28 protein-coding genes, 2 pseudogenes and 1 other annotated feature are annotated in these 26,256 nt (G+C 38.6%); of the genes and pseudogenes, 20 read left to right on the plus strand and 10 right to left on the minus strand.

What is annotated here, in order from left to right; translation table 11 throughout:
- Positions 1-31: 31 nt before the first annotated feature.
- Together hisE and hisC are read left to right on the plus strand one after the other, a co-directional pair.
- Positions 32-358, plus strand: a complete 327-nt coding sequence (gene hisE / locus F0161_RS01525; protein ID WP_371858072.1) for a phosphoribosyl-ATP diphosphatase — start codon at positions 32-34, stop codon at positions 356-358.
- Positions 359-394: 36 nt separating this feature from the next.
- Positions 395-1,459, plus strand: coding sequence for a histidinol-phosphate transaminase (gene hisC / locus F0161_RS01530; RefSeq protein WP_137601615.1), 1,065 nt, complete (start codon positions 395-397; stop codon positions 1,457-1,459).
- Between the two features lie 374 nt (positions 1,460-1,833).
- Here the strand turns inward: hisC and F0161_RS01535 are convergent, their stop codons facing one another.
- Positions 1,834-2,352 (minus strand): GTP pyrophosphokinase, encoded by a 519-nt coding sequence (locus F0161_RS01535; RefSeq protein WP_318635335.1) that lies wholly within the window; start codon positions 2,350-2,352, stop codon positions 1,834-1,836.
- A gap of 18 nt (positions 2,353-2,370) precedes the next feature.
- A complete protein-coding gene (locus F0161_RS01540) occupies positions 2,371-3,243 on the minus strand; it encodes a DegV family protein (protein WP_137601614.1) in 873 nt (290 codons plus the stop codon).
- A 155-nt stretch (positions 3,244-3,398) separates the two neighbouring features.
- Here F0161_RS01540 and F0161_RS01545 point away from each other — a divergent pair, with 155 nt between their 5' ends.
- The 6 genes from F0161_RS01545 to F0161_RS01570 all read left to right on the plus strand — a co-directional run bounded on the left by F0161_RS01545 (position 3,399) and on the right by F0161_RS01570 (position 7,790).
- A complete protein-coding gene (locus F0161_RS01545) occupies positions 3,399-3,725 on the plus strand; it encodes a hypothetical protein (RefSeq protein ID WP_137601642.1) in 327 nt (108 codons plus the stop codon).
- 2 nt (positions 3,726-3,727) lie between these two features.
- A complete protein-coding gene (locus F0161_RS01550; RefSeq protein ID WP_150203358.1) occupies positions 3,728-4,216 on the plus strand; it encodes a GNAT family N-acetyltransferase in 489 nt (162 codons plus the stop codon).
- A 139-nt stretch (positions 4,217-4,355) separates the two neighbouring features.
- Positions 4,356-5,159: a transporter substrate-binding domain-containing protein gene (locus tag F0161_RS01555; RefSeq protein ID WP_150203360.1), complete on the plus strand. Its 804-nt coding sequence runs from the start codon at positions 4,356-4,358 to the stop codon at positions 5,157-5,159.
- A 74-nt stretch (positions 5,160-5,233) separates the two neighbouring features.
- Positions 5,234-5,454 (plus strand) — a binding site (T-box leader).
- Between the two features lie 76 nt (positions 5,455-5,530).
- On the plus strand, positions 5,531-6,337 hold the full coding sequence (locus F0161_RS01560; RefSeq protein ID WP_150203362.1) for a transporter substrate-binding domain-containing protein: 807 nt from the start codon (positions 5,531-5,533) through the stop codon (positions 6,335-6,337).
- 22 nt (positions 6,338-6,359) lie between these two features.
- The gene (locus F0161_RS01565; RefSeq protein ID WP_137601610.1) at positions 6,360-7,052 is read left to right on the plus strand and encodes an amino acid ABC transporter permease; all 693 of its coding nucleotides are present in this window, start codon (positions 6,360-6,362) and stop codon (positions 7,050-7,052) included.
- 3 nt (positions 7,053-7,055) lie between these two features.
- Positions 7,056-7,790 carry an amino acid ABC transporter ATP-binding protein gene (locus tag F0161_RS01570; RefSeq protein ID WP_137601609.1) on the plus strand — a complete coding sequence of 245 codons (735 nt, stop codon included), beginning with the start codon at positions 7,056-7,058 and terminating at the stop codon, positions 7,788-7,790.
- A 131-nt stretch (positions 7,791-7,921) separates the two neighbouring features.
- On the opposite strand, the gene F0161_RS01575 is transcribed toward F0161_RS01570, so the two are convergent.
- Entirely contained in the window at positions 7,922-8,149 is a 228-nt protein-coding gene (locus tag F0161_RS01575) for a hypothetical protein (RefSeq protein ID WP_137601608.1), read from the minus strand.
- 24 nt (positions 8,150-8,173) lie between these two features.
- Positions 8,174-8,683, minus strand: a complete 510-nt coding sequence (locus tag F0161_RS01580) for a YbhB/YbcL family Raf kinase inhibitor-like protein (RefSeq protein ID WP_137601607.1) — start codon at positions 8,681-8,683, stop codon at positions 8,174-8,176.
- An 848-nt stretch (positions 8,684-9,531) separates the two neighbouring features.
- Between F0161_RS01580 and F0161_RS01585 the strand changes: the two genes are divergently transcribed.
- The 7 genes from F0161_RS01585 (at position 9,532) to trpA (ending at position 16,616) form a co-directional block, all read left to right on the plus strand.
- A complete protein-coding gene (locus F0161_RS01585) occupies positions 9,532-10,974 on the plus strand; it encodes an anthranilate synthase component I family protein (RefSeq protein WP_150203364.1) in 1,443 nt (480 codons plus the stop codon).
- Complete coding sequence (locus F0161_RS01590; protein WP_318635336.1) at positions 10,971-11,561, plus strand: anthranilate synthase component II; 591 nt, start codon at positions 10,971-10,973, stop codon at positions 11,559-11,561. The genes F0161_RS01585 and F0161_RS01590 overlap by 4 nt, the downstream gene beginning before the upstream one ends.
- A gap of 723 nt (positions 11,562-12,284) precedes the next feature.
- The gene (gene trpD, locus F0161_RS01595; RefSeq protein WP_150203368.1) at positions 12,285-13,301 is read left to right on the plus strand and encodes an anthranilate phosphoribosyltransferase; all 1,017 of its coding nucleotides are present in this window, start codon (positions 12,285-12,287) and stop codon (positions 13,299-13,301) included.
- Positions 13,298-14,077, plus strand: a complete 780-nt coding sequence (gene trpC / locus F0161_RS01600) for an indole-3-glycerol phosphate synthase TrpC (protein ID WP_150203370.1) — start codon at positions 13,298-13,300, stop codon at positions 14,075-14,077. The genes trpD and trpC overlap by 4 nt, the downstream gene beginning before the upstream one ends.
- A 2-nt stretch (positions 14,078-14,079) precedes the next feature.
- Positions 14,080-14,658 carry a phosphoribosylanthranilate isomerase gene (locus tag F0161_RS01605; RefSeq protein ID WP_150203372.1) on the plus strand — a complete coding sequence of 193 codons (579 nt, stop codon included), beginning with the start codon at positions 14,080-14,082 and terminating at the stop codon, positions 14,656-14,658.
- Complete coding sequence (gene trpB, locus F0161_RS01610) at positions 14,651-15,856, plus strand: tryptophan synthase subunit beta (RefSeq protein WP_150203374.1); 1,206 nt, start codon at positions 14,651-14,653, stop codon at positions 15,854-15,856. The genes F0161_RS01605 and trpB overlap by 8 nt, the downstream gene beginning before the upstream one ends.
- On the plus strand, positions 15,849-16,616 hold the full coding sequence (trpA, locus tag F0161_RS01615; RefSeq protein WP_150203376.1) for a tryptophan synthase subunit alpha: 768 nt from the start codon (positions 15,849-15,851) through the stop codon (positions 16,614-16,616). Before trpB ends, trpA begins: the two co-directional genes overlap by 8 nt.
- 110 nt (positions 16,617-16,726) lie before the next feature.
- On the opposite strand, the gene F0161_RS01620 is transcribed toward trpA, so the two are convergent.
- Positions 16,727-17,029, minus strand: coding sequence for a transposase (locus tag F0161_RS01620; protein ID WP_150203377.1), 303 nt, complete (start codon positions 17,027-17,029; stop codon positions 16,727-16,729).
- 2 nt (positions 17,030-17,031) lie between these two features.
- Positions 17,032-17,878 (minus strand): annotated as a pseudogene (locus F0161_RS01625) (IS30 family transposase).
- A 427-nt stretch (positions 17,879-18,305) separates the two neighbouring features.
- Between F0161_RS01625 and F0161_RS01630 the strand changes: the two are divergent.
- The 3 genes and pseudogenes from F0161_RS01630 to F0161_RS01645 all read left to right on the plus strand — a co-directional run.
- Complete coding sequence (locus tag F0161_RS01630; protein ID WP_150203379.1) at positions 18,306-18,677, plus strand: TIGR02328 family protein; 372 nt, start codon at positions 18,306-18,308, stop codon at positions 18,675-18,677.
- Positions 18,678-18,790: 113 nt separating this feature from the next.
- Positions 18,791-19,189 (plus strand): pyridoxamine 5'-phosphate oxidase family protein, encoded by a 399-nt coding sequence (locus F0161_RS01635; RefSeq protein WP_003582802.1) that lies wholly within the window; start codon positions 18,791-18,793, stop codon positions 19,187-19,189.
- A 419-nt stretch (positions 19,190-19,608) separates the two neighbouring features.
- Positions 19,609-20,481, plus strand: a pseudogene (locus F0161_RS01645) (ISL3 family transposase); the annotation flags it as partial.
- Positions 20,482-20,811: 330 nt separating this feature from the next.
- Here the strand turns inward: F0161_RS01645 and F0161_RS01650 are convergent.
- The 4 genes from F0161_RS01650 to F0161_RS01665 all read right to left on the minus strand — a co-directional run bounded on the left by F0161_RS01650 (position 20,812) and on the right by F0161_RS01665 (position 23,707).
- On the minus strand, positions 20,812-21,366 hold the full coding sequence (locus F0161_RS01650; RefSeq protein ID WP_150203381.1) for a TetR/AcrR family transcriptional regulator: 555 nt from the start codon (positions 21,364-21,366) through the stop codon (positions 20,812-20,814).
- A 321-nt stretch (positions 21,367-21,687) separates the two neighbouring features.
- Positions 21,688-21,915, minus strand: coding sequence for a hypothetical protein (locus F0161_RS01655; protein ID WP_137602571.1), 228 nt, complete (start codon positions 21,913-21,915; stop codon positions 21,688-21,690).
- 12 nt (positions 21,916-21,927) lie between these two features.
- Positions 21,928-22,722, minus strand: a complete 795-nt coding sequence (locus F0161_RS01660) for a tyrosine-protein phosphatase (protein ID WP_150203383.1) — start codon at positions 22,720-22,722, stop codon at positions 21,928-21,930.
- A gap of 25 nt (positions 22,723-22,747) precedes the next feature.
- A complete protein-coding gene (locus F0161_RS01665) occupies positions 22,748-23,707 on the minus strand; it encodes a GDSL-type esterase/lipase family protein (RefSeq protein ID WP_150203385.1) in 960 nt (319 codons plus the stop codon).
- A 102-nt stretch (positions 23,708-23,809) separates the two neighbouring features.
- Here F0161_RS01665 and F0161_RS01670 point away from each other — a divergent pair, with 102 nt between their 5' ends.
- Together F0161_RS01670 and F0161_RS01675 are read left to right on the plus strand one after the other, a co-directional pair.
- The gene (locus F0161_RS01670) at positions 23,810-24,826 is read left to right on the plus strand and encodes a DUF1002 domain-containing protein (protein ID WP_150203387.1); all 1,017 of its coding nucleotides are present in this window, start codon (positions 23,810-23,812) and stop codon (positions 24,824-24,826) included.
- Positions 24,827-25,054: 228 nt separating this feature from the next.
- Positions 25,055-26,224: a galactokinase gene (locus F0161_RS01675; protein WP_137602575.1), complete on the plus strand. Its 1,170-nt coding sequence runs from the start codon at positions 25,055-25,057 to the stop codon at positions 26,222-26,224.
- Positions 26,225-26,256: the final 32 nt, after the last annotated feature.

A 26,256-nucleotide genomic window follows, 5' to 3' on the forward strand; every position in this document is an offset into this window, starting at 1 on the left:
GTAGCTGAAAATTTGAAAGGAAGTTATCGACTTGAACGAACAAAATATTGAAGAATTATACGCCATGATTAAAGATCGGAAAGAAAATCCGGTAGAAGGTTCATATACCGACTATTTATTTACTAAAGGCCTGGATAAGATTTTGAAAAAAGTTGGCGAAGAATCAACGGAAGTAATTGTTGCTGCCAAGAACAATAGCGCAGAAGAATTACAATATGAGACTGCTGACCTGTTTTACCATGTGATGGTGTTATTAGTCGAAATGGATATGCCATTTGATAAAATTAAGCAAGAACTAGCTTCTAGAGAAGGCTTAATGAGCAAGACCAAAGATCGAGATCAAATTGAAAAACTATAAATTACCGCGAGCACTATTTTTTCAAAGGAGGTCAATATGAAAGATAATATCAAAAATTTAAAAGCTTATGTACCTGAAGAACCACTGGATGTCTTGATGGAACGATATGGTCTCGACCGGGTAGTGCGCTTGTCAGCAAATGAAAATCCCTTTGGAACATCACCAAAAGTACGAGATACAATTACTAACAGCTTTTTGGAAAGTAATCGCTATCCTGATGGTTCAGCCGAAAAATTGCGTGAAACAGTTAGCAATTTTTACCAAGTTGCACAAGAACAATTAGTCTTTGGGGTGGGGTTAGACGAAATTATTTCATTAATTAATCGGACCTTTTTAACTGATGGGGATGAAGTCTTGTTAAATGCGCCAACCTTTTCTGAGTACGCGTTGAATGCTGAAATTGAAGAAGCTGTGCCCGTGTATGTACCAGTTAAATCTGATGGACACATTGACTTTGATGCTTTAAAGCAAGCTATCAATGATAAAACTAAGTTGATTTGGATCTGTAATCCAAATAATCCCACAGGTACATACGAAGATTTGGCTGCGATTACTGAATTTGTCAAAACAGTACCAGAAGATGTTTTAGTGGTCATTGATGAGGCGTATTTAGAATTTGTCACTGATGAAACTGACAATTCGGCAATGCATTTAGTCAATGATTACGAGAATTTGGTGGTGCTAAGAACTTTTTCAAAGGTATATGGGTTAGCAAATTTCCGGGTTGGCTTTGGTGTCTTTTCTCCAAAACTGGCTAATTATATGCAGACAGTTCGTCTACCTTATAATCTAAATTCAATGTCGCAACAAGTCGCGGTGACCGCATTGCAAGATCAAGATTTTGTCAAAAAGACCGTCCAAAAGACGAAAGAAGAACGTGAACTTTGGGAAGACTGGCTGCGTGAAAACAAAATTATTTTTTATCACAGTCAAGCAAACTTTGTGTTTATTCAATTAGATAATGCCAATAAAGTAGCAGAATACCTAAAAACCAAAGGATTCCTTGTTCGCAACGGCCTTCAACCAGGGTGGTTAAGAATCACGATTGGTAACACCGAAGATAATTTGCAAATTAGAGATTTAATTCTAGAAGCAAAATAGAGTAGAAATAAAAAAATAATTCCAATGTCATGACGGCAGTGGAATTATTTTTTATAATCACGTTTTAAACGAGAGTTGTCACACACTTCTGAGCTATGTTCCAACTCTCAAATCACTCACTTAACTTAATAACACCAACACCTAAAAAACAGGCATTGGTGTTATTTTTGTTAATGCTCGTAATTTAAACGAGAATTGTCACACACTTTTTATCTAATATCTTTATGAATGATTTGCATGTTTTGTTCAATTTGAGTGAGCTCTTCAGCGTAACCAATGAGGTCGTTACTGTATTTAGCGATCATGTTAGGATCGGAATTGGTTTTATATTTTAGTTTGTGCTCCAAACTAGCCCACATATCCATTCCAATTGTTCAAATTTGAATTTCAACCGGGACTTCATAAGGTCCATCCGTTTGAAAGACTGGAACGGATAAAATCAAATGAAGACTGCGATAGCCACTATCTTTCGGATTGTTAACATAATCTTTCCGGCGAATTAAAGTGACATCGTCTTGTTTTAACAGATTGTCTTCAATGGCTTCGATATCGTCAATGTAATTTGTAATTACTCGAATGCCGGCGATATCAAAAATATTTTGCTGAATCGCATCTTTTTGAAAGGGAATGCCCTTCTTTTTCATCTTATTAAACAGACTGGCCACATCCTTCATACGGGCTTCCATGTGATGGATAGGGTTGTAATCGTAGCGTGTATGAAATTCGGCGTCCAAGTTTTCTAGCTTGGTACCAAATTCGTTCATCCCTGAATGATACAGCTGAAATAAAGTAGTCAACTGGCCGATTTGTTCAGGTGTGACAGAATTGGCAACATTACGCATTTCTTCTCGAATACGGCTTGGATTTAAGCTATTTTGATGTTCGTTAATCATGGGTTTACTCCTTGAAAATTATTTTTTTGCAAGTTCTCGCCAATCTTTTGCCCAAATTAAACCCATGGTATTTTCACCGGTATGCACACTAATTACTGGCCCAAGATGACTGGAATTAACTGGTACGCCAGGAAATTCGTCTTTAAATTCAGCTTGCCAGGTGATATTTGCATCTGGATTGTTCGCGTCAATAGTTGTGGCTCGAATTGGGTAGTCAGTGTCTTTAGTTTCAATTTCAAAATCACTGAATGTCTTTTTAAAAGCTTTTTTCATTGTTCGTTCTTTACCAATAGCGACAATTTGGCCAGCATCATTAAAAGTTAAAATTGGTTTAATCCGTAATAAATTACCAACAAAGGCAGAGCTATTTGAAATTCGACCAGTGCGCAGTAAGTGTTTTAAATCATCCACAATAAATAATGCGTGGGTGCTGTCACGTAAATCAGCTAATTTCGGCATAATCTGAGATGCATTGAAGCCGTTACGCACCATCTGAGCTGCCATTAAAGCCATATTTCCTTCACCAGCACTGGCAATCTTTGAGTCAAACGGAAAAACTTTTAATCGATCATAATCTTGGACAAACATCGATAAGTTATCAAAAAAGCTGGTTATTCCTGATGAAAGATGAATTGAAATTACTTCATCATATCCTTCATCGGCAAGCTTGTCATAGGTGGCTTGCATTTGAGCCATCGTAATTTGTGCAGTCGTAGGTAAAACACTCTCATTACGCATGCGGTCAAAGAAAGTTGGACTATCCATATCAATATTTTCAAGATAAGCTTGGTTATCAAAAATCACAGTGATAGGTACCACGGTGATGTCATATTCGTCGGTTAATTTGGGCGGTAGATATGCTGCACTATCAGTCACAATCGCAGTTTTCATATTAGTTGTCCTCATTTCTTTTTGTCAGTTGTTCATTATATACTAGTCGTCAGATTAAACTCAACCGAAGATACTATTCAGAAAGTGAAACTTCGAAGGCAAACGTGATACAATTGTACCGATAAATAATGCACATGAAGATGGGAGTTAATAATATGAGTGTTGATATTCCACAAAATATGGATGAAGTTGCTATGAATTTGGCAAGAGAAAACAGGGCCGGACATAACTACTCTGAAGACGAAGTAATAAAAAAAGCAGTTTTAGAATCGCTTCAGGCATATACCGACGAAGAAACAGAAGGACACTATGACACAGTGGCCTGGGATGGCGAAAATATGGTTGTCACCGATATTATGAAAGCGAAGATGGGTCAAGTAGAGCCAGTTGGTGCCAACTTCATTGAAGATTTTCGAAAGGATGCAATGGGATTAATGTTTAAGCTAGAAAGCGCCGCAGCTAAAATTACCCATGGTCGTTAATCATGAAAATTACAAATGCAAAATCAGCTGACATTGATGAAATTATGACGATTGAAAATAGTGGTTTCACAACAGACGAGGCAGCAACTGAACCCGCAATGGCTGAAAGAATCGAAGTGATTAATGATACTTTTCTCGTGGCCTATGGCGATGAGGGCGAAGTGCAAGGCTACGTTGTGGGACCAGTGGTTGGACAACGATATTTGACTGACGATTTATTTGAAAAAGTAGTTAATAATCCTGAAAAAGGTGGGTTCCAGAGCGTGCTCAGTTTGGCGGTTTCACCTGCTGCACAACATCAACAAATCGGTTCTAAGTTAATGGAACGCTTAATTGACGATGCTCGAATTGCAAAACGTGATGGCATCACTTTGACCTGTTTATGTCGGTTAGTACCATTTTATGAATTAAATGGTTTCACAGATGAAGGGTTATCTGACTCAACTCATGGCGGAGAAGTTTGGCATAATATGGTTCTAGAATTGGCTTAATGTCGTCGATTATGAAAAAGATTTAATCTAAACATTAAACTATTCTCATAGTACAGTGAAATCCCCCTTTAATAGACAAACTTAGGTATACTGTTCTTACTGACATTTTGTAAGTAAAATATTGGAGGATTTATTTGTTATGAAAAAATGGTTCAAAATTGCTGCGATTGCCGCGCTAGGTTTATTATTAACGATTACTTTGACGGCTTGCGGTAAAAGTAGTTCAAGTGACTCAGTTCAATTGAAAACTAAGGGAACTTTAACCGTTGGACTCGAGGGCACCTATGCACCATATTCTTATCGCGAAGATGGTAAATTAAAAGGCTTTGAAGTTGAGTTGGCCAGAGATGTCGCTAAAAAAATGGGTTACAAAGTTAAATTTGTACCCACTAAATGGGATAGCTTGATTGCTGGAGTTTCAAGTAAGAAGTTTGATGTGGTCTTCAACAACGTTACCATTACTTCTGCTCGTGCCAAGAAGTTTTCATTCACAGATCCTTATATCTATTCTCGTGAAGTTTTGATTACTAAGAAAGACAACACAACTATCAACAGTGTTGATGACATCAAAAACAAGAAAATTGCCGCCGGTGTTGGTACTAACAACGAAACGGTTGCCCAAAAATTTGGTGCTAAAGTTGTGTCCTCCAGTGAATTTACCAGTGCCCTTTCGTTGGTGAAGGATGGTCGAGCTGATGGAAATTTGAATGCGCGTGAAGCATATTTGAGCTACCTGAAGGATAATCCAGCTGCAGCAAATAATTTTAAATACACCGTCATTCCTACTAATAAGGTGAAAGCCGCTAAGATTGCTGGCCTAGTGAATAAGGACAATCCAGCTTTGACTAAGAAAATTAATAAGGCTTTGAAAGAATTGAAAGCTGACGGTACGTTGAAGAAACTTTCAGTGAAGTATTTCACCGCAGATATTACTGAAAAATAAAGTTGCAATCGTTAACTGTTAATTTAAAGTTGACTTTATGTGCAGAGTGCTTTACCATTTTGGTTACAATTAAATTAAAAGTCGATGAAGATGAGTATGAATATTTTTCATTTTAGAGAGTTCCCGGCTGGTGTGAGGGGATATGAAACATTCAGAAGATGGTCTTCGTAAAATCTAGATAATCAAGCTAAGAGTTAAATTATCGTGGTTAGCGCTCATTAACGCGCAGCATTACATCAAAGGGGATTGTGCACAATCCTAAATTAAGGTGGTACCACGATAATTCGTCCTTATTCCGTTTCACTACGGGGTAGGGGCGTTTTTAGTTTATAATAGGTTTATTGACTGGAGTAAAAATGGAGGAATGAAGAATGAAAAAATGGTTGAAGATATTTGGTGTTGCAGCGTTGGGAATATTATTGGCAGTCACATTAACCGCTTGTGGTAAAAGCAGTAGTTCGAATGATTCAGTTCAATTAAAAACTAAAGGAACATTAACAGTTGGCTTGGAAGGCACCTATGCACCATACTCATATCGTGAAGATGGTAAGTTGAAGGGCTTCGAAGTTGATTTAGCAAGAGATGTGGCTAAAAAGTTGGGTTATAAAGTTAAATTTGTACCAACTAAGTGGGACAGCTTAATTGCCGGTGTTTCTAGCAAGAAGTTTGATGTGGTCTTCAATGATGTAACTGTCACGCCTGAACGTTCAAAGAAATTCTCATTTACTGATCCATACATTTACTCTCGTGAAGTGCTCGTTACCGCTAAGAGTAATACAGATATCAAGAGTATTGATGACATCAAAGACAAGAAGATTGCTGCTGGTGTTGGTACCAACAATGAAGATGCTGCCAAAAAATATGGTGCAAAAGTTGTTTCTTCGAGTGAATTTACAAACTCACTTGATTTAGTTAAACAAGGACGTGTTGATGGAACCTTGAATGCGCGTGAAGCCTATCTAAGTTACTTGAAAGACAACCCAAGTGCTGCTAATGACTTCAACTATCAAGTTGTGCCAACTAACAAAGTCAAGGCTGCTAAAATTGGTGGTCTAGTTAACAAAAATAATACGGCTTTAACAAAGAAAATTAATAAAGCTTTGAAAGAATTAAAGGATGATGGAACTTTGAAGAAGCTATCTGAAAAGTATTTCACGGCTGATATTACTGAAAAATAGAGTTTAGAAGGGAAATGAAATTATGTGGGACACCATTGTCAAATCTACGCCTGAAATTGTCGGGGCCGGTATCAAATATAGTATTCCTTTGGCCTTAATTTCGTTCGTAATTGCGATGGTAATTGCCGTAGCAACTGCTTTAGTGCGAACAACCGAGCCAAAAGGAAGTGGCATTACCAAATTTTTATTTAAACTGTTAAAGTGGATTATCAGTTTTTATATTTGGCTATTCCGGTCGACGCCATTGTTGGTTCAATTATTCATTGTGTTTTTTGGACTGCCAAGTATTGGGGTGGAGCTTGATGCATTCACCGCCGGGATTATCACCTTCTCATTAAATACCGGTGCTTATTGTTCTGAATCAGTTCGTGGAGCAATTATTTCAATTCCTAAGAGTCAGTGGGAGGCAGCCTACGCTATTGGTATGTCATATTCTCAAGTGTTATTTAGAATTATTTTCCCTCAAGCCATGCGTGTGGCGATTCCACCAGTGTCCAATTCATTTATCGGATTGGTCAAAGACACCTCGCTGGCAAGTTCAATTACGATTTTGGAAATGTTCACTGTCAGTCAACAAATTGCCGCTAAAAATTATGAACCCATGTTGATGTATTGTATGGTTGCCGTGTATTACGCCGTCTTTTGTTCAATTTTGAGTATTGGGCAATACTATTTGGAAAGATACACGTCACGCTACATTGTGACTGGGGGTTAATAGATGTTAAAACTAGAACATGTTGATAAAGAGTATGCTGACCATCATGCTTTAAATGATATTAATTTGGAATTTCAAGAACATGAAACGACGGTCTTACTAGGGCCTTCAGGTGCTGGTAAATCAACGTTATTGCGCTCGCTTAATTTGTTGGAAGAGCCTGAACGTGGTATTTATCAAATCAGTGATCATACAATTGATTTCAGCAAAGACATTTCGAATAAAGAAAAATTACAAATTCGGCAATTAACTGGGATGGTCTTTCAAAGTTGGAATCTATTTCCTCACTTGACTATTTTACAAAATATTACTGAAGGACCAATTCACGTCTTAAAGCAAAGTAAAGCTGACGCCGAGACCAATGCTGAACGATTACTTAAATTGGTGGGCTTGGAAGACACCAAGAATCGTTTTCCAAACCAACTTTCGGGTGGTCAACAGCAACGAATTTCAATTTGTCGTGCACTAGCGATGAATCCTGAATATATTTTATTTGATGAGCCAACCAGTGCTTTGGATCCGGAACTAGAAGCCCAGGTATTACGGGTGTTATTGGAGTTAGCCGAAGAAAAGCAATCGATGATTGTGGTGACTCATAATTTGGAGTTTGCAAGACGAGTAGCTAATAAAATCGTCTTTCTGGAGAATGGCAAAATTGAATTTGAAGGTACTGCGGATGAATTTTTCAATCATCCAACAGATCGAATTAAGGCATTTTTGACGGGGATGACATTCTAAGTTGAGAAGGCTTTACGAAGCAGATGAGGTAAGCTGGAATAAATAAGGCATAACGAATCGGTTTGCTTCGGAATTTGGACAACAAAAAAAGTAGCACCCAATTAATTTTGGATGCTACTTTTTAAATCCAATTAAATTTTCTTTTTTACTTCATATGCATTGGGATGGTCTTTATGGCCTTCTGGTAATGCATCTTTAGCATAGAAGATAGCGTAATCTTTATCATCAGGACCTTTGGCAATTACCAAATCATCGAGTGATTTATTGTTCTTCCAAAGTTGGCCCTTACGCACAGCCTCTTGATAATCATTAATATTAGCGATTGAATCTCCTGGATTGAAAAAAATACGATCTGACATACGAATCAACTCTCTTTCATCAAATTATTTACGGCTAAGGAAGTCCACTTTAACTTGTTCTAGTATGTGACCTTCGATGGCGTGATAGAACTCATTGAGCCAGTAGCCGTTTTCTAATGGCAACTTGGTATCTAAAGCATAAACGTATAACGAGTACAGATGGTCCTTATCTGGTGGCTGAGGACCGTTGTAACGCTGAATCTGTAATGGATCAGTTGCGCCAACCATTCCTCCAGCAGTACTATTTTTACCCTGAATCATTTGAAAGGAGTCATCACGACTGGCATCCTCAGGAATTTCAGTTAATGTAGCGGGGATGTTGGCAGCCGCCCAATGAATCCAGGTGAAACCTGATACTGGAATGGCATCATCATCTACCATGACTAACGCGATTGAAACTGTTTCGGCAGGCAGGGATGTGATTGAAATTGGAAACGATAACGCTGGATGGTTATCATACTTATATTCGTCAGGAGCGTACTTGCCGTATTTGTCAGGCAAATAGCCATCAACGATTGGTAATGAAACTTGCACGAACATCACTCCTCTTCTTCTTGATAATTTCATTATACATTTTTTTATCAGGTGGAGCGAATAACAGGTTATTTGTTGAATGAAAATCGATAACCCTTGACAAGTATTCAAAATAAATATATTCTAATTGATAATTTAATACGTCCACATGAAACCGATGAAGTGGAGATCAAGATAATCGTGCACGCACAGAGAGTTGACGCAGCTGGAAGTTCAACCGAACGCAGATTATTAAATGGACCACGGAGGGAATGCTGAAAGCATTTAGGTAGCGGACAAGAACGTTAATTCTTGAGTGTTAATGAAAATTACAGATTGCATTCGAAGAATGTGAGATGGAATTTGTAATTAAACGGAGAGAATTGTTCTTGGAAGCTGAGTTAATCAAACCTAACTGTAAGTACCGCATTACGTCAGACACGCGTCAGTTGTCATGAATGTGTTTGCATTCTGCAAAGAGTAGAAACGATTTTATTCGTTAGTACTAATTTTTCAGGTGGATGATTTGAGAGCTTAACAATTTTTGTAATTGTTTTGTTCATGAATTGTCCCAGAAAATCACTAGTACGTTCTGAATTAAGGTGGCACCGCGGGAAATCCGTCCTTATAACAAGTTATTATTTTTGTTATGTGGACGGATTTTTTGATTTGAAGTGTGAGCCAGCACGGTTAGCTTCTGGAGTATAAGAAAAAATATTAGAACTTGAAAAGTGATAAATATTTTGAAGTTATACATGAGGGAACTGTGCTGGCGAACACGATGTGGAACAAGTTGAGTAATGGAACTCGTTTAATCAAAATTGAATAACGTGATTACGTTTAAAAAATAAAAAAGTGAGGTCATTTAAATGTTTCCAACAATTGATGAATTAAAAACATACGCAAAAAATTATCGATATGCACCAGTGAAAGTGGAAGTAGATTTAGCTGATTTTGATGTCTATCAAGTGACGGATTATCTGGATCAGTATTATGATACTTGCTTGCAACTGACTATCAATAATCACGACCAAAGTAAATTTACATATATCGTAGTTGATCCTAGTGCTGAAATCAGAATCGAAGCGGATGGCGTATATGTTGACGGTGACAAGCAATCAGTCAATGCGCACGAATATTTAAATGATATTTTGACCAAATATCGGACGCCGAAAATCGAAGGAATGCCACCTTTTAGCGCGGGAATTACTGGTTACTTCGCCTATGAATATATTAAAGAGGCTGTTTTAAAATTAAAAAAATTGCCTACTTTGCCTGATCATCAACCATTGGCACGGCTGTTATTAGCTGATATTGTCATTGCCTATGACCATGAACGTGGGGTCTGTGAATTTATCAAATTGGTTGACTTAACAGATTTGACGGAAAGTGTTGAACAAGCTGAAAAACAATTAACGATGTTGAAAAACATGGTTTTGCAAATTCCCAACCACGAGCTGCAAACATTTAACTTACTACATGACTTCACCCCGCGATTTGCCGAATCACAATTCGCTGCCGGTGTGGAAGAAATTCGTAAAGAAATTGAAGCTGGTGAAGTGTTCCAGCTGATTTATTCCAATCCACAACATGCTCGTCTGACTGGTAATTTGATTCGAATTGCACGACAGTTGGATCAAGATAACCCATCGCCTTATGAGCTTTATTTTCATCAAGGGACCTATCAAGCAGTCGTTGCATCGCCAGAGACGTTAGTTCGGCGTGATGATGATAAGTTGATGACCTACCCATTAGCCGGTACGCGTCGACGTGGTAAAACAGAAGCAGAAGACATTGCATTTGAAAAAGAATTGACCACCAGCAAAAAAGAATTGTCTGAACATAATATGCTTGTTGATCTGGGACGTAATGATTTGGGAGCCGTCAGTAAAATAGGCTCAGTTAAAGTCACCACACATGCAGAAGTACTAAAATTTTCACAGGTCATGCATTTAGGCTCAGTTGTTGAATCGACCGCATTAGATAATCTTACTGCGTTAGATTTATTAGATTCAGTCTTTCCGGCAGGAACACTATCAGGAGCGCCTAAAGTACATGCGATTGAGTTAATTTATAAACACGAAAGAATTACTCGAGGGATTTATGGTGGTTGTTTTGGCTACTTTGATTTTAACGGCGATGTAGATATGGGAATTGGTATTCGACTGGTGTACACACAACTTGATCAAGCAACAATCCATTCAGGAGCTGGCATTGTGGCTGATAGTAATCCTAAACATGAATATCAAGAAGGCTTCAATAAAGCACGTGCAGTTAATCTAGCGATTATTAAAGCTGAGGAGGCAAAATGATGAAAATTTTAATCGATAATTACGATAGTTTCACTTATAATTTGTACCAACAAATTGGTTCATTTGATCCAGATATTAAAGTGATTAAAAACGATGAAGTGACTTTAGATGAACTCAAAGCCATGAATCCGACCCATCTAATTTTGTCGCCAGGTCCAGGCCGTCCAGAAGATTCAGGTATTAGTTTGGAAGCTGCCAGATATTTTGCAAATCGCATTCCAATGCTAGGTGTTTGTATGGGATTAGAAGTCATTTGTGTGGCGTTGGGTGGTCGCTTAAAGATGGCTAATCGCTTGATGCATGGGAAAGCAGGCGAAGTGACTTTCGACATTAATGATCCATTATTTAATGGCTTAGATAAAGACGGGGTCGTGGCGAGATATCATTCACTCGTGGCAGATTCAGCAACATTACCAGGAATTTTCGATGTTTCTGCCATGTCAGAAGATGGCGACATTATGGCGCTGACTATTCCATCAATGGACATCTATGCGGTTCAATTTCATCCCGAATCAGTGATGACGCAACCAGGATTAGGTGACCAAATAATTGAAAATTTCTTAGAGTGTTCTGCAATTGTCAAATAACTTAATTAAAAAGTGTTGACAAAGATCTAATCATGTTTTAATCTAGTTACAGCTTAATATTTGTCCACATGAAACCGATGAAGTGGAGATCAAGATAATCGTGCACGCACAGAGAGTTGACGTAGCTGGGAGTTCAACCGAACGCAGATTGTTAAATGGACCACGGAGGGAATGCTGAAAGCAGCCAGGTAGCGGACAAGAACGGTAATTCTTGAGTATTAATGAAAATTACAGATTACATTCGAAGAATGTGAGATGAAATTTGTAATTAAACGGAGAGAATTGTTCTTGGAAGCTGAGTTAATCAAACCTAACTGCAAGTACCGCATTACGTCAGACACGCGTCAGTTGTCAGGAATGTGTTTGCATTCTGCAAAGAGTAGAAACGATTTTATTCGTTAGTACTAATTTTTCAGGTGGATGATTTAAGGACTTAATAATTTTAGTAATTGTTTTGTTCCTAAATTATCCCAGAAAATAACTAGTACGTTCTGAATTAAGGTGGCACCGCGGAGAATCCGTCCTTATAACAAATTGTATTTTGTTATGTGGGCGTATTTTTTTTGTGATTATGAGAGTGTGACATTACTCGATTAACTGGCGAACACGATATGGAACAAATTTAGAAAATTCAAGGGAGATCAACATGATGACACGATGGCAAACTTCAAAAATAATAACTAATCAAATTAAACTAATAAAAATTGAAATGAGGAATTTAAAATGATTGAATCAGCAATTAAGAAACTTTCACTTAAAGAAGAATTGAGCTTTGAAGAAGCAGAAACAGTAATGAACGAAATTATGGATGGTAAAACTGATGATATTCAAATTGCAGCATACCTGACAGCATTGAATATGAAGGATTCAAATCCAGACGAAATTGCCGGAAGTGCCAAAGCGATGCGCGACCATGCGGAACTATTTGAAGCTGGCGAAGAAGTACTAGAAATAGTTGGAACTGGTGGAGATCATTCAAACAGCTTTAATATTTCTTCTACATCAGCTATCGTCGTTGCAGCGGCAGGAATCCCAGTTGCCAAACATGGTAACCGCGCTGCATCATCAAAGAGTGGTGCGGCAGACGTACTCGAAGCTTTAGGGATGAATATTAATTTAACCCCATTACAAAGTGAAAAATTATTGAAAGAGGCCGGCTTTGCTTTCCTTTTTGCACAAGAATATCACAAAGCTATGCGTTATGTGAGTCCTGTTCGAAAGGAATTGGGAATTCGAACGGTATTCAACGTACTTGGACCACTCACAAATCCAGCACATGCCAGTCGGCAATTACTTGGAGTTTACGATCAAAAAATGATGCAAGATCTTGCCAATGTGCTGGTTAGCTTGAACGTGACAGATGCCATGGTTGTTCATGGCCAAGACGGATTAGATGAAGTTACCTTAACAACCAAAACAGATACAATTGAAATTCGAAATGGCAAAATGACTAAATACGAAATTAATCCACTTGATTATGGATTTGAACTTTGCAAACCAGAAGATCTTGTCGGTGGGACACCGGCTGAAAATGCTGCAATCACTCGGGCAATTTTAAACGGTGAGAAAGGACCTAAACGCGATGTTGTCCTTTTGAATGCTGGAGCGGCTTTACACGTTGCTAACCCAGAATTGAGTTTGGCTGATGGCATTAACAAGGCAGCTGAAACAATCGATAGTGGGTTAGCCGCAAAGAAACTGGATCAAATTGTGACATTTACAAAGGGAGCAGTTGCATGATTTTAAATGACTTAGTAGCATCCACTAAAAAAAGAGTTGCTGCAAGTAAGCAACAAATTAGCACTGATGAGATGAAACAACAAGCGTTGGCAATGCCAGTAAAAAAGGAACGTCCTTTTGAACAAGCGTTGGCAAAGGATGGATTGAATATCATTTCTGAAGTCAAAAAAGCTTCGCCCTCAAAGGGAATCATTGCAGAAGACTTTCCTTATTTGGAAATCGCCAAATCGTATGATGCAGCCGGCGCTGATGCTATTTCAGTGTTAACGGAACCAGAATACTTTAAAGGCTCGATTGAATACCTGAGAGAGATTGCTGCTGAGGTTAGCATTCCAGTTCTACGCAAAGACTTTGTTGTTGATGAATATATGATTTACGAAGCAAAAGTTGCGGGGGCATCAGCAATTTTGTTGATTGTGGCAATCTTAACTGACCAAGAATTGCAAGCTAATCTGGCTTTAGCTGACTCACTTGGTTTATCAGTTTTAGTCGAAGCACATGATGAAAATGAAATTCAGCGGGCACTAACGGCAGGAGCCAAAATCATTGGCGTCAATAATCGTAATTTAAAAGATTTCACAGTGGATTTTTCGAACAGTGAACGATTAAGAAAATTAGTTCCATCTGATAAAATCTTTGTTGCCGAAAGTGGCGTCAAAAAACCGGCAGATGTAGTGGAATTAAAGCAACACGATATTCACGTCGCATTGATTGGCGAAACGTTAATGAGAAGTGATGATAAACAAGCGATGATTCGGGAATTAAAGGAGGCGTAGTTATGGCAAAGGCTAAAATATGTGGGCTAATGAGACTTGAAGATATTGAGGCCGTCAACAACGCGCATCCAGAAATGGCGGGTTTTGTGTTTGCCGATAGTCGTCGTCAAATCAGCGTACCAACTGCCCAAAATTTCAGAACTCATTTAGACAATGACATCAAAACGGTTGGGGTTTTTGTAGAACCAGATATGAAAAAAATCGAACAGCTCGCTAAGGAAAAAACCGTGTCGGTAATTCAAATTCATGGCAAACAAAACCAAGAGACAGTGACAAAAATTCAAGCGTTAGGTTTGCAAGTGACTCAAGTTATTCATCCAGGGGAAGAGCTAATTACTAAACCGGATTACGTGATGTATGATGGACAAAATCCAGGGTCGGGCCAGTTAATCAACTGGACTCAGATCAAAAAACCTGATCAACCAGTTTTCTTGGCTGGTGGATTAACCCCAGAAAACGTCGCTAAAGCTATACAAGCAATCCAACCTGACTTTGTCGATGTTAGTTCGGGAGTAGAAACAGATCAACAAAAAGATTCCGCAAAAATAAGCAAATTTACACAGGAGGCACATAATGGATAAAGTAGAAGAACAAACAAAAGCAGGCCGCTTCGGTCAATTTGGTGGTCAGTACATACCAGAAACATTAATGGGTGAAATTGATCGGTTAACTGCCGCATATAATAAGTACAAAGATGATCCAGACTTTAAGGCTGAATTGAAGGATTTATTAAATAACTACGCTGGACGTCCATCATTGTTATATCATGCAAAACGGATGACAGAAGATTTATGCGGGGCGCAAATTTATCTCAAACGGGAAGATTTGAACCATACTGGTTCACATAAATTGAATAATGTTTTGGGACAAGCTTTATTGGCCCAACGGATGGGAAAAACGCGTTTAATTGCGGAAACTGGTGCTGGTCAACATGGGGTTGCCACTGCCACCGCCGCCGCATTGATGGGGATGGAATGTGAAGTCTTCATGGGTTCATTAGACGTTGAGCGTCAAGCGTTGAATGTTTACCGGATGGAACTACTAGGTGCCAAAGTGCACTCAGTGACAACGGGTACAGGAACGCTAAAGGATGCTGTTAACGCAGCGATGCAAGAATGGACTCGTCGGGTTGATGATACTCATTATTTGATTGGCTCAACCATGGGACCTTATCCATTTCCAACGATGGTGCGTGATTTTCAATCTGTTATTAGTGAAGAAATCAAAGCCCAATTGTTAGAACAAACTGGTAAATTACCAGATGTCGTTTTGGCTTGCGTCGGTGGTGGTAGTAACGCTATGGGTGCCTTTTACAACTTTATTGATGACAAAGATGTTCGCTTAATTGGTTGTGAAGCTGCTGGGAAGGGCATTGATACGGATCAACATGCAGCCACACTTGAAAAAGGCCGGACTGGTATTTTTCACGGTATGAAATCAAAATTCCTCCAAGATGATGATGGTGATATTAAGGAAGTTTACTCAATTTCAGCTGGACTCGATTATCCTGGGATTGGACCTGAACATGCTTTCTTACAAGAAATTCATCGCGCAGAATATGTTGGGATTACTGATGACGAAGCGGTCGACGCTTTTGAATATATCGCTCAACAGGAAGGTATCGTAGCAGCAATTGAAAGCTGCCATGCGGTTGCTTATGTGAAAAAATTAGCACCAACAATGCGTAAAGATCAAATTATTGTATGTAACTTATCCGGTCGTGGCGATAAGGACGTTGCCGCAATTGCTCGTTACAGAGGGGTGGATATTCATGACTAAATTACAAGATGCGTTTTCAGATCCAAAAACATTGGTAGCTTTTACAGTTGCTGGTGATCCTAACATGCAAAAGAGTGTTGACTATGTATTATCAATGGTTAATGCCGGGGCAGATGTGATTGAACTGGGGATTCCATTTAGCGATCCAACCGCAGATGGTCCCGTAGTTCAAGCTGGTGGCTTACGTGCCTTTGCATCTGGAATTACAACGACTAAAGTCTTTGAAATTGTCAAAATGATTCGCGCACAAACCGATGTGCCATTGGTATTCTTGTCCTATTTAAATAAGTTGTTTGATTATGGTTACCAAGCATTTTTTGAAAAGTGTCAAGAACTCGATGTCAATGGCGTTGTGATTCCGGATTTACCATATGAAGAACGTGGTGAAATTGCCGACTTGGCAGAAGGTCATGGAGTATCAATCATTCCATTAGTAGCTCCAACTTCAGGTGATCGAATTCAAAAGATTGTCAAAGATAGTACAGGTTTTGTCTACTTAGTTTCATCACTTGGAATTACTGGCGTTCGTGATGACAACGAAATGAGTCATGACTTAAGTGCTAGTGTCGCTGAAATTAAGAAATACACTGATGCACCAGTTGCAGTGGGTTTTGGTATTCATACACCTGAACAAGTTGAAAAAATGAATGAAATTGCAGATGGAGCTATTATTGGTTCTGGAATTGTGAAGCTAGTTGAAAATAATCCAGACAATGCTAGTGCAGCGATTGAAGAATATGTCAAAGCTATCAAAGCATAAAAAAATATCGCAAAATCAGCTGTTTGCTGACTTTGCGATATTTTTATTTTTGGGTCTTCGTCAACTGGTATTGGTGACCCAGATATTGGAACATCCTTCGGGATGTTCTTTTATTTTACAATCAAAAGGATACGAGTCCTAAAATGACTCATGTTAGTAAATCCATAGCAAGCTCTTTTCAACGTTTTTATTTTTCTGTTAATTCCTTCTATGGCTCCGTTTGAGAAAGCTGAAGAACAGCTAGCAACAACACTTGAACGATTCTTTTTTAATGTTGATATAGCTGTATCCATAGCATTCCCCATGGGAATGTAATTTTTTAATATACTTGTTAATGACTCTCCATCACGATTATGGATTGCCTGTTGAATAGCATGAGCAGTTTGGCAGATTGCAAGAAATAACTTGAACAAATTTAGTAACGCAGATCACGCAAAAAGATCTCAATCGGTGTTCGCCAATTTAAACATTTGAGTGGTCGGGAATTCAAATACCAGTTAATTTGAATCAATTCACCATCGGTAATCTCATCAATCGGTTGACCTTTGGGAATGAAGCGGCGTAGTACTCGGTTGCGATTTTCATTACTGCCTCGTTCATGTGGCGAATAAGCGTGCGCAAAGTACAGCGGAACACCGGCCTGTTCTTCAATCAAATTGTAGTTGGCGAATTCTTTCCCATCGTCAACAGTAAGGGTCTTGAGATTATCTCCTAACTGGTTAGCCAATTCTAAAATAGCCTTGGTCATTGAAGTACTATCTCGTCCATTAAGCCGTTTAACGATGGTAAGCCGACTCTTACGCTCGACAAACGTAGCTACTGCTTGACCTTTACGTTTTCCAGATAAAACTATATCAGCTTCGAAGTGACCTGAAGTATTACGATCAGAAATTTCAGCTGGACGATCTTCGATGGAACGTCCATGACTAAAACTACCACGGGGTTCTTTAGATGGTTTTGTAGGCAATTCTAACTACATGAGCCACTTGTTCAATTGACCATTTTTGGATCTTGATTTTTTCTTCAATCAATCGCTTTAGGTTAGTCGTTAAGATGGTTTTACGACCACGATGACTAAGTTTAACTTCATGGTCAGTTTGAGCCCTAACTGCGTTATACTCACCAGCTAAGTGATGAACCTCATTAAAGATAGTGGTTTTACTAAAGCCTAAATAATCGGCAATATATTGAAGTGAGTGTTTTTCATGATGAAGTGTTTCGATGACAACGCGGTCTTCAAATGATAAAATAGTGGTGCCCATAAAGGTCCTTCTTTCTAGTGGAATGTTGTGGTGACACCATTAAAGACCTTTATGGGTTTTTCTGTCCACTAATATGTTCAACTTAAATTTTACAATCTACCTATGTAAAAATTCCTTCCTTTTGAGAGATGATTTATTCATTATACCCTCTCTTAAAAGTTGTCTCAGGAATCAGCTTACATCCAGAGGGTACAATCGCTGCTCCAAAGACAGCAAAAAAGGATATCATTCCTTTGCAAGAGCAATATAATCAATCACACCAACAAAATTGAACAAATTGATCAGACAATCCGAGTAGGCGCAAATCCCATTACTTATACTGCCGATGAACCTATAGAAAAGGCGCTTCGTCATAAAATGGTTCAGTACTGTAATCCTCCAAATGGCATAAATATTAAGACTAGTTTTCAAGAAAGGAAGCCGTAACGTGCGTTTATGGCATCAAGATTTAATTCAGCAACTCCCAAGACAACAATTATTGGGACAGCATCGTGAAATTGCGGCGCTTCGCGGTAATGGATGGGGACGGAAACACGCTACCGTTAATTACGTATTTGCAAATTCCCCATATAAATTATTTCAATTTCACTGTATTGTGTTACGTGAAATGGAAAAACGAGGTTATCATCCAGATCAGAAATGGTATGATCCTCTGTATCGAGGTCAACATTGCCCAGCATACAAACAACTCAATCCGGTTGCACTCACAATACCCATCTATCCTGAGCATGACCAACGATATAAACATGTTTGCTTAACCAATTTACAAAACAAGGGAATCTTTTTAAACCTTCCGTGATCCTAGTCTGCGATGTTCATCTTGGGACATAGGATTGACAAAATAGGATATCGACAGTATACTTACTAAAAGTAATTGGAAAGCGTAATGTCGTGTTGATTGGAGAAAATTAAATGGTAAATCTTACAGAAGAAATGAAGAATATGTTAAAGAGTCAGCTCCCATTCCTAGCAACAACAGGAATAGATGGCAAACCTCAAGTTGGTCCCAAGGGCTCACTACATGTCTTAGATGACTCACATTTAATCTACTTTGAGCATACCTTCAGGCAAGCCTATGATAATCTCTCGAGCAACCATTTGGCAGCGGTTGCGGTTGCTGATAGAGGCGCTCAACAGGGATTTCGCTTTGAGGGAACGGCTCATATTCATGAAACAGATGATTTTGCTAATCAGATTTTAGATAAAACTAACATTTTTGAACGTTTCCCACGCGCTGGCGTAGTGGTTATTGATGTTGAACGAATCTATAAATTGGATAACACCTTAGAGGCTGGTATTCAAATCGCCTAGGGTTTTTAAAACAAATTCAACCGAGTAAGTCGAAGAACTTATTAGTGTCCAAACTCATACAGTGTTTATTTCATGTCATTAAGTATTCATTAGCAAGCGGTTTTGTTATACTTTGGTTAGAAGTGATAGAAGTACGTCTAATTCTTAAGAAACCCGTAGCTTACTGTTAACGCCATTACTTCGAGCGTGTCGATTTTCGATACGCCTTTTTTTGTGTTATTGGATAAAAATCATCCAATAAAAATGGCTCTACGTCAACTGGTGTTGAAGAATAAATTTAGGGTCTACACTTTCTGGTGTTGAGAAATAATCAACACTGAACGTATAGGCCCTTTTTGGATAACGCAAAAAGACACCTACTCAGTGTCCATGCTATGCTTGCTAGCGTCGAAACCAAAAGCAAGCGAGGTTATGAGTAAATGTCCCAATACGATCCTACACTGTCCGTCCTTGGAATACCAGACCATAATATCAAAGTAGCCTTTGTTCGTCATGAATATCGCGGCAACGGGGTACGTCGCCGCCAGTATCATGTGATTGATGCCGAGCTGACTTACCGGTTAACCCGGTGCCCACTGTGTGGCTTTGAGGGCTTGCACCCTAACGGGTTTTACACGGCCCACGTGCGCGTCCTCAACGGGGTTGAAATGCCGACAGTCATTGACTTGCACAAGCAACGATGGCGCTGTCATAACTGTTACCACACAGTCAGTGCCAAGACGCCATTCGTGCAACCCAACCACACGATCGCCGCTCACATGACAGAACGAATCATGAAGTTAGCGCATGAACGGTTGCCAGTCAAAACCATCGCCCGTATTATCGGAATCTCAGCCTCCTCGGTTCAACGGATCATTGACCGAAATCTCAAACTCCGACCGGCTCGCCGGCTACCCACGCGACTCTGCTTTGATGAGTTCCGTTCCACTCATGGCATGATGTCGTTTATCTGTCTTGATGCCGATTCACATCGTCTGATTGCCTTGCTTGGTGATCGATTCAACCGCACGATTAAAAACTTCTTCATCGCTCATTATTCACTCGCTGAACGCACTCGGGTCCAGACGGTCACCATGGACATGAATGCAGCTTATCAGACGATTATTCATGAGGTTTTCCCTAAGGCCCAAGTCGTCATTGATTGGTTCCATATCATTCAACTTGCGGCTCGTGCCCTTGATCAGGTACGCGTCCAAGCGCTCAAACAGCTTGATGACAAGCACAGCCGTCCTTATAAGATCATGAAGACAAACTGGCGGCTTTTTCATCAAACTGCGCCTGACGCTAAACACGTTTCGACTCATGACGGTTGAACATTTAGGACAAGTCATTTCGTATGTGAGCACGCAGTGCCACACGTTAGCCTCACCTTTGTCAGTCATTTCTCTAGACATAGGTTGAGATTTATATTTAGGGTCGGGATCAAATTCTAAACGAGTATCTGTGATATTGAGAGCTAATCTGGTATTATTATCCATGGGAGATAGTTCCTTTCGTTAGATAGGGGTCAGGCTATCTTCTATTTTTGTACAATTTTACTTGATAATAGAAAATGGCACCAGTAGAAATTCACAAAGTGAATCTCTATCAGTACCAAATATTGTAGAACCATTTTTAATTAATTAGCTCGAAAAGGCAGCTAATTCGCGATTGACAATTTCTTTAATAGTTTCATTTGAAGCCGCTAAGACTTCTTTGGAATGTTCTGGGGTAACCAACCAGCTTTGGAAGTGGTCAATGATTCCAGATGAGATGAATTCCATGGCAACTCGGAAATCATCAGGTGTATAACTATTACTTTGCATACATTGATTCATAAATACGCGGGTTAAAATGTCTTTTCCATCTTGAAGAATGAACGAATAGTCATCATTCTTAGCAATATGGACGTAAACATCGAAACGTTTGAACATCAAATCTGTCATACCATCCATGAAAATTGAAACATCAAAATTTTCCATTTGAATGAATAGTGCAGATGCTTCAGCAGCTAATTGATCTTCCAATTCTGCGAGAACATCACTAATTGAACTGTAGTGAGCGTAAAAAGTCTTACGATCAACTGAAGCTTTCTTTGCTAGTTCACTTACAGTAATATCAGGAAAGTTTTTATATTTTAAGATTTCTAACAGTGCATCGCCGATTGCGGTCTTGGAGCGTAATACTCGTTTATCCATAATTTAAATCACCCACCTAAATGATAGTGTACATTAGCGTTAATGATGAAATCAGTCATATAACGGAATATTATAATATATTATACATTTATTTTTAAAAAAGTACACCATTTTTCCCGGGTATATATATTTTTGCTGCACATCGCGATGTCACCATTGGCTAAATAGCCAGTATATCAATGATACACCAATATTGAGTTAAAATTGTTTATAATCAAGTAACGATTTGTATGACTGACAATTTTTCAACAAGTCTTTCAATATTTGTTAAAAATCAGACTAAAAAACGCCAGGCAAGGAGTTCTTGCCTGACGTTTTAAATTACATCCAACCCACTATTTTAGAAATAATCAAAAATATCAGATAAATAACTGACAGAATGACGACGACTAACATAAATTTAGAGTGGAATTGTTTATATTCATAAACACTCCAAATTGTGAATAAGCCGGTTGAAATCATGTACATCCAGTGGTAATCACCAAACAAATTCATGAGGAAGGTGATGGTGACCAACAGTAAGATACCAATATTAAAAACTTTGTTCATGGAGTGGTTCTCCTAGCTATCTAAAAAATTATGTTTCAGAATTTGAATATCTGATTTACTCAATTCCAAATGTTCCTTCAAATAGTTCGGCATATTACCAAAAGTGGCATTAATCGTTTCCATGGATTTCTTTAAATAAGCTGGAGACACGGTGGCAAGTGCACGAGTATTATCGGCAAATGCAGTTGGTAACCCAGCGTCAAGAATATCTTTAATGCGGTTATTAACGTAGTTGGCAGTGACAGCGTTGGTTAATAGATAATCATTTTCAATTGTTTTAACATCGACATCAAGTGCAGACAGTAAGAACACACTGCCTAATCCAGTGCGATCTTTACCAGCAGTACAATGGTAAAGAACTGATTGTTCTGGCGTGGCTTCAATCAATAGACGAAAGAATTTTTGATAAGCGGATTTAGCTTGATTAGTGGTGACCATTTCTTGATAAACGTCGACCATATGATTAAACCCAGCTCCAGGATTATTAGAGTACTCACGTTGGATTTCTTCCTGGCTGTGTGAAGCATCAGTTTTATCAGTCTCAAAAACTGATAATCTGTGGTAGGCAGCTTTGCTGGGAACCTTATCAGGCTGCAATTTTGCTTCCATTGGTGCCCGAAAATCAATATCGACCGCCACGTTGAGTTTTTGTAAGGTTGTTAAGTCCGATTGATCTAGCTCATGTAAATGACCGGATCTAATTAATTTATGCCATTTGACAGTCTTGCCATCATTAGTTTGATAACCGCCTAAATCACGGAAATTATTACCATGTTTGATTGATAATAGTCGTTCATTTGATTCCATATAGACCTCCTACTTATTAAGTACGTTAAAAAACAGTTGTTTGAATTAAATTTGCTAAATGAGTGCCAGCATTTTTTGAACCCCGTAAATTAGGATGAACTTGGTCAGTTGTTGAAACATCCCATTCATGCGTCTCAACTAGTATAACAGGTTCATCATCAAATACTTCATGAAAAACACTTTCGAAAGCTTGATTGAAGGGGATGATAAAGATTAATTTAGCGCTAGACAGGTTACTTTGTAGCAAATCATAAAAATTTATCAGTTTATCTTTAAATTCTTGATTGGTATGAATTGAATCGTTAGTCCCGATATTGATGACAACGAGATTTTCAGCATTGAGTGTAAACTCTGTTTCTGAATCTAACTGGGTAAGGTATTGATCAGTGGTGGGAACGCCTCCCAACCCATGTCGGAACAAACCAGCTGCTGAATAGGCAATGTAAGTGGCATCTGCATGTAAGATATCTGAACAAATACCGACGAAATTTTGATAAGGGGAATCATCCATTGAGGCATTTTTACCGGTCACCCAACGCCCAGCAGTAATAGAATCACCCACAAAAGTAATTTGGTGTTTGGCTACCAACGGACTGATTTGGGCATTGTCGCTAAACACAAATTGTTTAATGGCCAATCCTTGCTTGCCAGTCCAGATTTCATCAAAATCAGAGTTACCAGCAAACATTACTTCAATTTGGTGTGGCTGGTTGTTTAATGGTAGATAGATTAGCTCGTTGACTCGAAATCGCGTCCAAAGTTGTCCATCCACGCGGATTGCCAGTTCCTGTGGATTGCTAAAATAATTACCATTATTAAAACAGTCTATTTTAAAGAATTCACTGTGACTCAAATTAAATTTAATTGCACTACCTAAGTTAGTTGAATAAATTGTGTCAATTCCGTGAACGCGTTTGACGGTCCAACGGCCAACTAGGTTAGTCATCGTTGATATATCAGCGGATAAGAGAATCTTTTCCAACATTAAATAATCTCCAGATAAATTAGTATTTCTTTAATTTTACGACAATTAAAAAACTAAGTATATGAAAAATGGTAAAATGGTCGAGTACTCAGGAGGTGCATTATGAAGTTTATCAAACAAATCGCAATTGCAGCGGTTCTTCTAATTGCTAGTGTCTATGTGGCAATTGGTTCTTCAATACTAACAGTTCATGCGGATACGCAAGCCGTTCAAACCACGGCATTATCGAAATCTTACGTCGTTTACGGTGCTGGGATGGCTTCAAGCGCCAAGTCAACTGTAGATAGCGCGCTAGGTGTGACCAGTAGCTATACGTCCCTGACTTCAACAGCTAATGATTATGCAACTTATATCTCTTCAGATGGTACCACAGATTCAGCCATGATTAGTTCGGTGGCAATTGCACCAGCCTCTTCAGGAACGGGTGTAAAAGTTAATATTGCTAAATATGATGGCAATAGTAATATCACGAAAGTTACTGCACAACAATATGCAATGGTAGCGACGATGGCTGGAGTTAATGATGTGATTATCACAGTTACGGCCAATCAATCAGTGACAGGTGAAGCTGCGCTGGCTGGGGTATATAAGGCGTTAGCTACTGACGGAATTTCATTGAGCACGCAAAATACAACTGCCGCTAACAACATGTTGGATGCGACACAATCAGCAATCGATCAAAATAGTGATGACAGTAAATACTCAGGTAAATTAATGGCTGCCGTTGGGGATGTTTCATCTGACTTGGCTAAAAGTAAGCAAGAAGATGGGACTACCGCAACTCAATCAGAAGTTAAAACACAATTAGAAGCAGCACTGAAAAAATATGGTATCTATGACTCGACGCCAACAACCTCAATTACTTTAATAGTGAATGCGTTAATTCAAGTTCAAAAAGCTCCAGTTTCTTCAACTAAATCATATATTAGTAACGTTTCAGATGTAGCTGATTCATTAAAAAATAGTGCTGGTAACGCAATGTCTAAATTGAGTGACTTTGCCAATAGTGCTGATGGTCGAGCTTTGATGTCCAAATATGGCAATATTTTCCAACAAATCTGGAATAAAATCGTCCTTTGGATTCAAGAATTAATTGCTTACGTACAAACTTTAGTTTAATAAATTTGGTAGCTATTCCAAAACAAGAAATAAATAATGATTTCAGAAAACACGGCAGAAATGTTGTGTTTTTTACTTTGTTTTAGCAAAACAAATTAGCCGTTTTCATTGTTGTTAAAATAGGTTTTTCATGAAGAAAAGGATTGACAAAAAGTTAGTTAAAGTTTACAGTATATTTAGTAAAATTTTACCAACAAATAATGACACGATGAAAACAGGAGATTCCTCATGAAAAAAGAAGACTTATTAAAAGAGTATAGTGACGTATTTTCAAAGCAAGCTGATGCAGTGTATTTCTCACCAGGTCGAATTAATGTAATTGGTGAACATACAGATTACAATGGTGGTCATGTGTTCCCAGCTGCAATTAGCTTAGGGACTTTCGGTGCTTATGGTAATCGGACAGATAAGACAGTCGCTTTGTCTTCTGCAAACATGGATGAATCAACAGTTATCACCTTTGAACTTGGTGACACTAAGCCAGAAACGGCTCCTGAACGTAAATGGATCAACTATTTTAAAGGCATGGTTGTCAAATTAACTGAAGCCGGCCAAACATTTGATCATGGATTTAACCTGTTAGTTCATGGAAACCTACCTTATGGTGCTGGCCTATCTTCATCTGCATCAATTGAACTCTTGATGGGTTATATTCTTAAAGATCAATTTAAGTTGAATGTGGAACAACTAGACTTAGTTAAACTAGGTCAAAAAGTTGAAAACGAATTTGTTGGTTTGAATTCCGGTATTATGGACCAATTCGCAGTTGGAATGGGTAAAAAAGATAACGCCATTTTGTTGGATGCCAACACGATGGAATATCAATATTATCCATTAGCATTAGGTGAATACATTATTGTAATCATGAACACTAACAAAAAGCATTCATTGGCCGATTCAAGTTACAATGATCGTCGAGCTGAAAGTGAAGAAGCAGTTCATCGCTTACAAAAAGAACTTGATATTAAAACATTAGGTGAGATTGATGCTGATACGTTCGATCGTTACACTTATTTGATTTCTGATGATGTGATGATTCGTCGTGCTCGCCATGCGGTGCTAGAAAATCAAAGAACTTTGCGTGCAAAAGAAGCATTATTGGCCGGTGATTTGGTACAATTAGGTCAACTAATTAATGCCTCACACGTTTCACTACAATATGACTATGAAGTTTCTGGTGTGGAATTAGATACATTGGCCCATACTGCATGGGAACAACCCGGAGTATTAGGTGCCCGGATGATTGGTGGCGGATTTGGTGGTAGTGCGATTGCCATTGTTAAAAAATCTGAAGCTGAAGCATTCAAGACCAATGTTGGTAAAGTTTATCGCGATAAGATTGGTTATGATGCAGACTTCTACGATGCAGAAATTGTCGATGGACCTCATCAACTATAAAATTTAAAATAGAATTATCAAATGAGGTTGAG

It is taken from the genome of Paucilactobacillus nenjiangensis (assembly GCF_008632615.1).
In the GTDB taxonomy this organism is placed as follows: domain Bacteria; phylum Bacillota; class Bacilli; order Lactobacillales; family Lactobacillaceae; genus Paucilactobacillus; species Paucilactobacillus nenjiangensis.

What these genes read in the sequence shown, in the direction of transcription:
- hisC (WP_137601615.1), top strand. Translation starts at nt 395, where the DNA reads ATGAAAGATAATATCAAAAATTTAAAAGCTTATGTACCTGAAGAACCA.
- F0161_RS01535 (WP_318635335.1), bottom strand. Translation starts at nt 2,352, where the DNA reads ATGATTAACGAACATCAAAATAGCTTAAATCCAAGCCGTATTCGAGAA.
- F0161_RS01540 (WP_137601614.1), bottom strand. Translation starts at nt 3,243, where the DNA reads ATGAAAACTGCGATTGTGACTGATAGTGCAGCATATCTACCGCCCAAA.
- F0161_RS01545 (WP_137601642.1), top strand. Translation starts at nt 3,399, where the DNA reads ATGAGTGTTGATATTCCACAAAATATGGATGAAGTTGCTATGAATTTG.
- F0161_RS01550 (WP_150203358.1), top strand. Translation starts at nt 3,728, where the DNA reads ATGAAAATTACAAATGCAAAATCAGCTGACATTGATGAAATTATGACG.
- F0161_RS01555 (WP_150203360.1), top strand. Translation starts at nt 4,356, where the DNA reads ATGAAAAAATGGTTCAAAATTGCTGCGATTGCCGCGCTAGGTTTATTA.
- F0161_RS01560 (WP_150203362.1), top strand. Translation starts at nt 5,531, where the DNA reads ATGAAAAAATGGTTGAAGATATTTGGTGTTGCAGCGTTGGGAATATTA.
- F0161_RS01565 (WP_137601610.1), top strand. Translation starts at nt 6,360, where the DNA reads ATGTGGGACACCATTGTCAAATCTACGCCTGAAATTGTCGGGGCCGGT.
- F0161_RS01570 (WP_137601609.1), top strand. Translation starts at nt 7,056, where the DNA reads ATGTTAAAACTAGAACATGTTGATAAAGAGTATGCTGACCATCATGCT.
- F0161_RS01575 (WP_137601608.1), bottom strand. Translation starts at nt 8,149, where the DNA reads ATGTCAGATCGTATTTTTTTCAATCCAGGAGATTCAATCGCTAATATT.
- F0161_RS01585 (WP_150203364.1), top strand. Translation starts at nt 9,532, where the DNA reads ATGTTTCCAACAATTGATGAATTAAAAACATACGCAAAAAATTATCGA.
- F0161_RS01590 (WP_318635336.1), top strand. Translation starts at nt 10,971, where the DNA reads ATGATGAAAATTTTAATCGATAATTACGATAGTTTCACTTATAATTTG.
- trpD (WP_150203368.1), top strand. Translation starts at nt 12,285, where the DNA reads ATGATTGAATCAGCAATTAAGAAACTTTCACTTAAAGAAGAATTGAGC.
- trpC (WP_150203370.1), top strand. Translation starts at nt 13,298, where the DNA reads ATGATTTTAAATGACTTAGTAGCATCCACTAAAAAAAGAGTTGCTGCA.
- F0161_RS01605 (WP_150203372.1), top strand. Translation starts at nt 14,080, where the DNA reads ATGGCAAAGGCTAAAATATGTGGGCTAATGAGACTTGAAGATATTGAG.
- trpB (WP_150203374.1), top strand. Translation starts at nt 14,651, where the DNA reads ATGGATAAAGTAGAAGAACAAACAAAAGCAGGCCGCTTCGGTCAATTT.
- trpA (WP_150203376.1), top strand. Translation starts at nt 15,849, where the DNA reads ATGACTAAATTACAAGATGCGTTTTCAGATCCAAAAACATTGGTAGCT.
- F0161_RS01635 (WP_003582802.1), top strand. Translation starts at nt 18,791, where the DNA reads ATGGTAAATCTTACAGAAGAAATGAAGAATATGTTAAAGAGTCAGCTC.
- F0161_RS01650 (WP_150203381.1), bottom strand. Translation starts at nt 21,366, where the DNA reads ATGGATAAACGAGTATTACGCTCCAAGACCGCAATCGGCGATGCACTG.
- F0161_RS01655 (WP_137602571.1), bottom strand. Translation starts at nt 21,915, where the DNA reads ATGAACAAAGTTTTTAATATTGGTATCTTACTGTTGGTCACCATCACC.
- F0161_RS01660 (WP_150203383.1), bottom strand. Translation starts at nt 22,722, where the DNA reads ATGGAATCAAATGAACGACTATTATCAATCAAACATGGTAATAATTTC.
- F0161_RS01665 (WP_150203385.1), bottom strand. Translation starts at nt 23,707, where the DNA reads ATGTTGGAAAAGATTCTCTTATCCGCTGATATATCAACGATGACTAAC.
- F0161_RS01670 (WP_150203387.1), top strand. Translation starts at nt 23,810, where the DNA reads ATGAAGTTTATCAAACAAATCGCAATTGCAGCGGTTCTTCTAATTGCT.
- F0161_RS01675 (WP_137602575.1), top strand. Translation starts at nt 25,055, where the DNA reads ATGAAAAAAGAAGACTTATTAAAAGAGTATAGTGACGTATTTTCAAAG.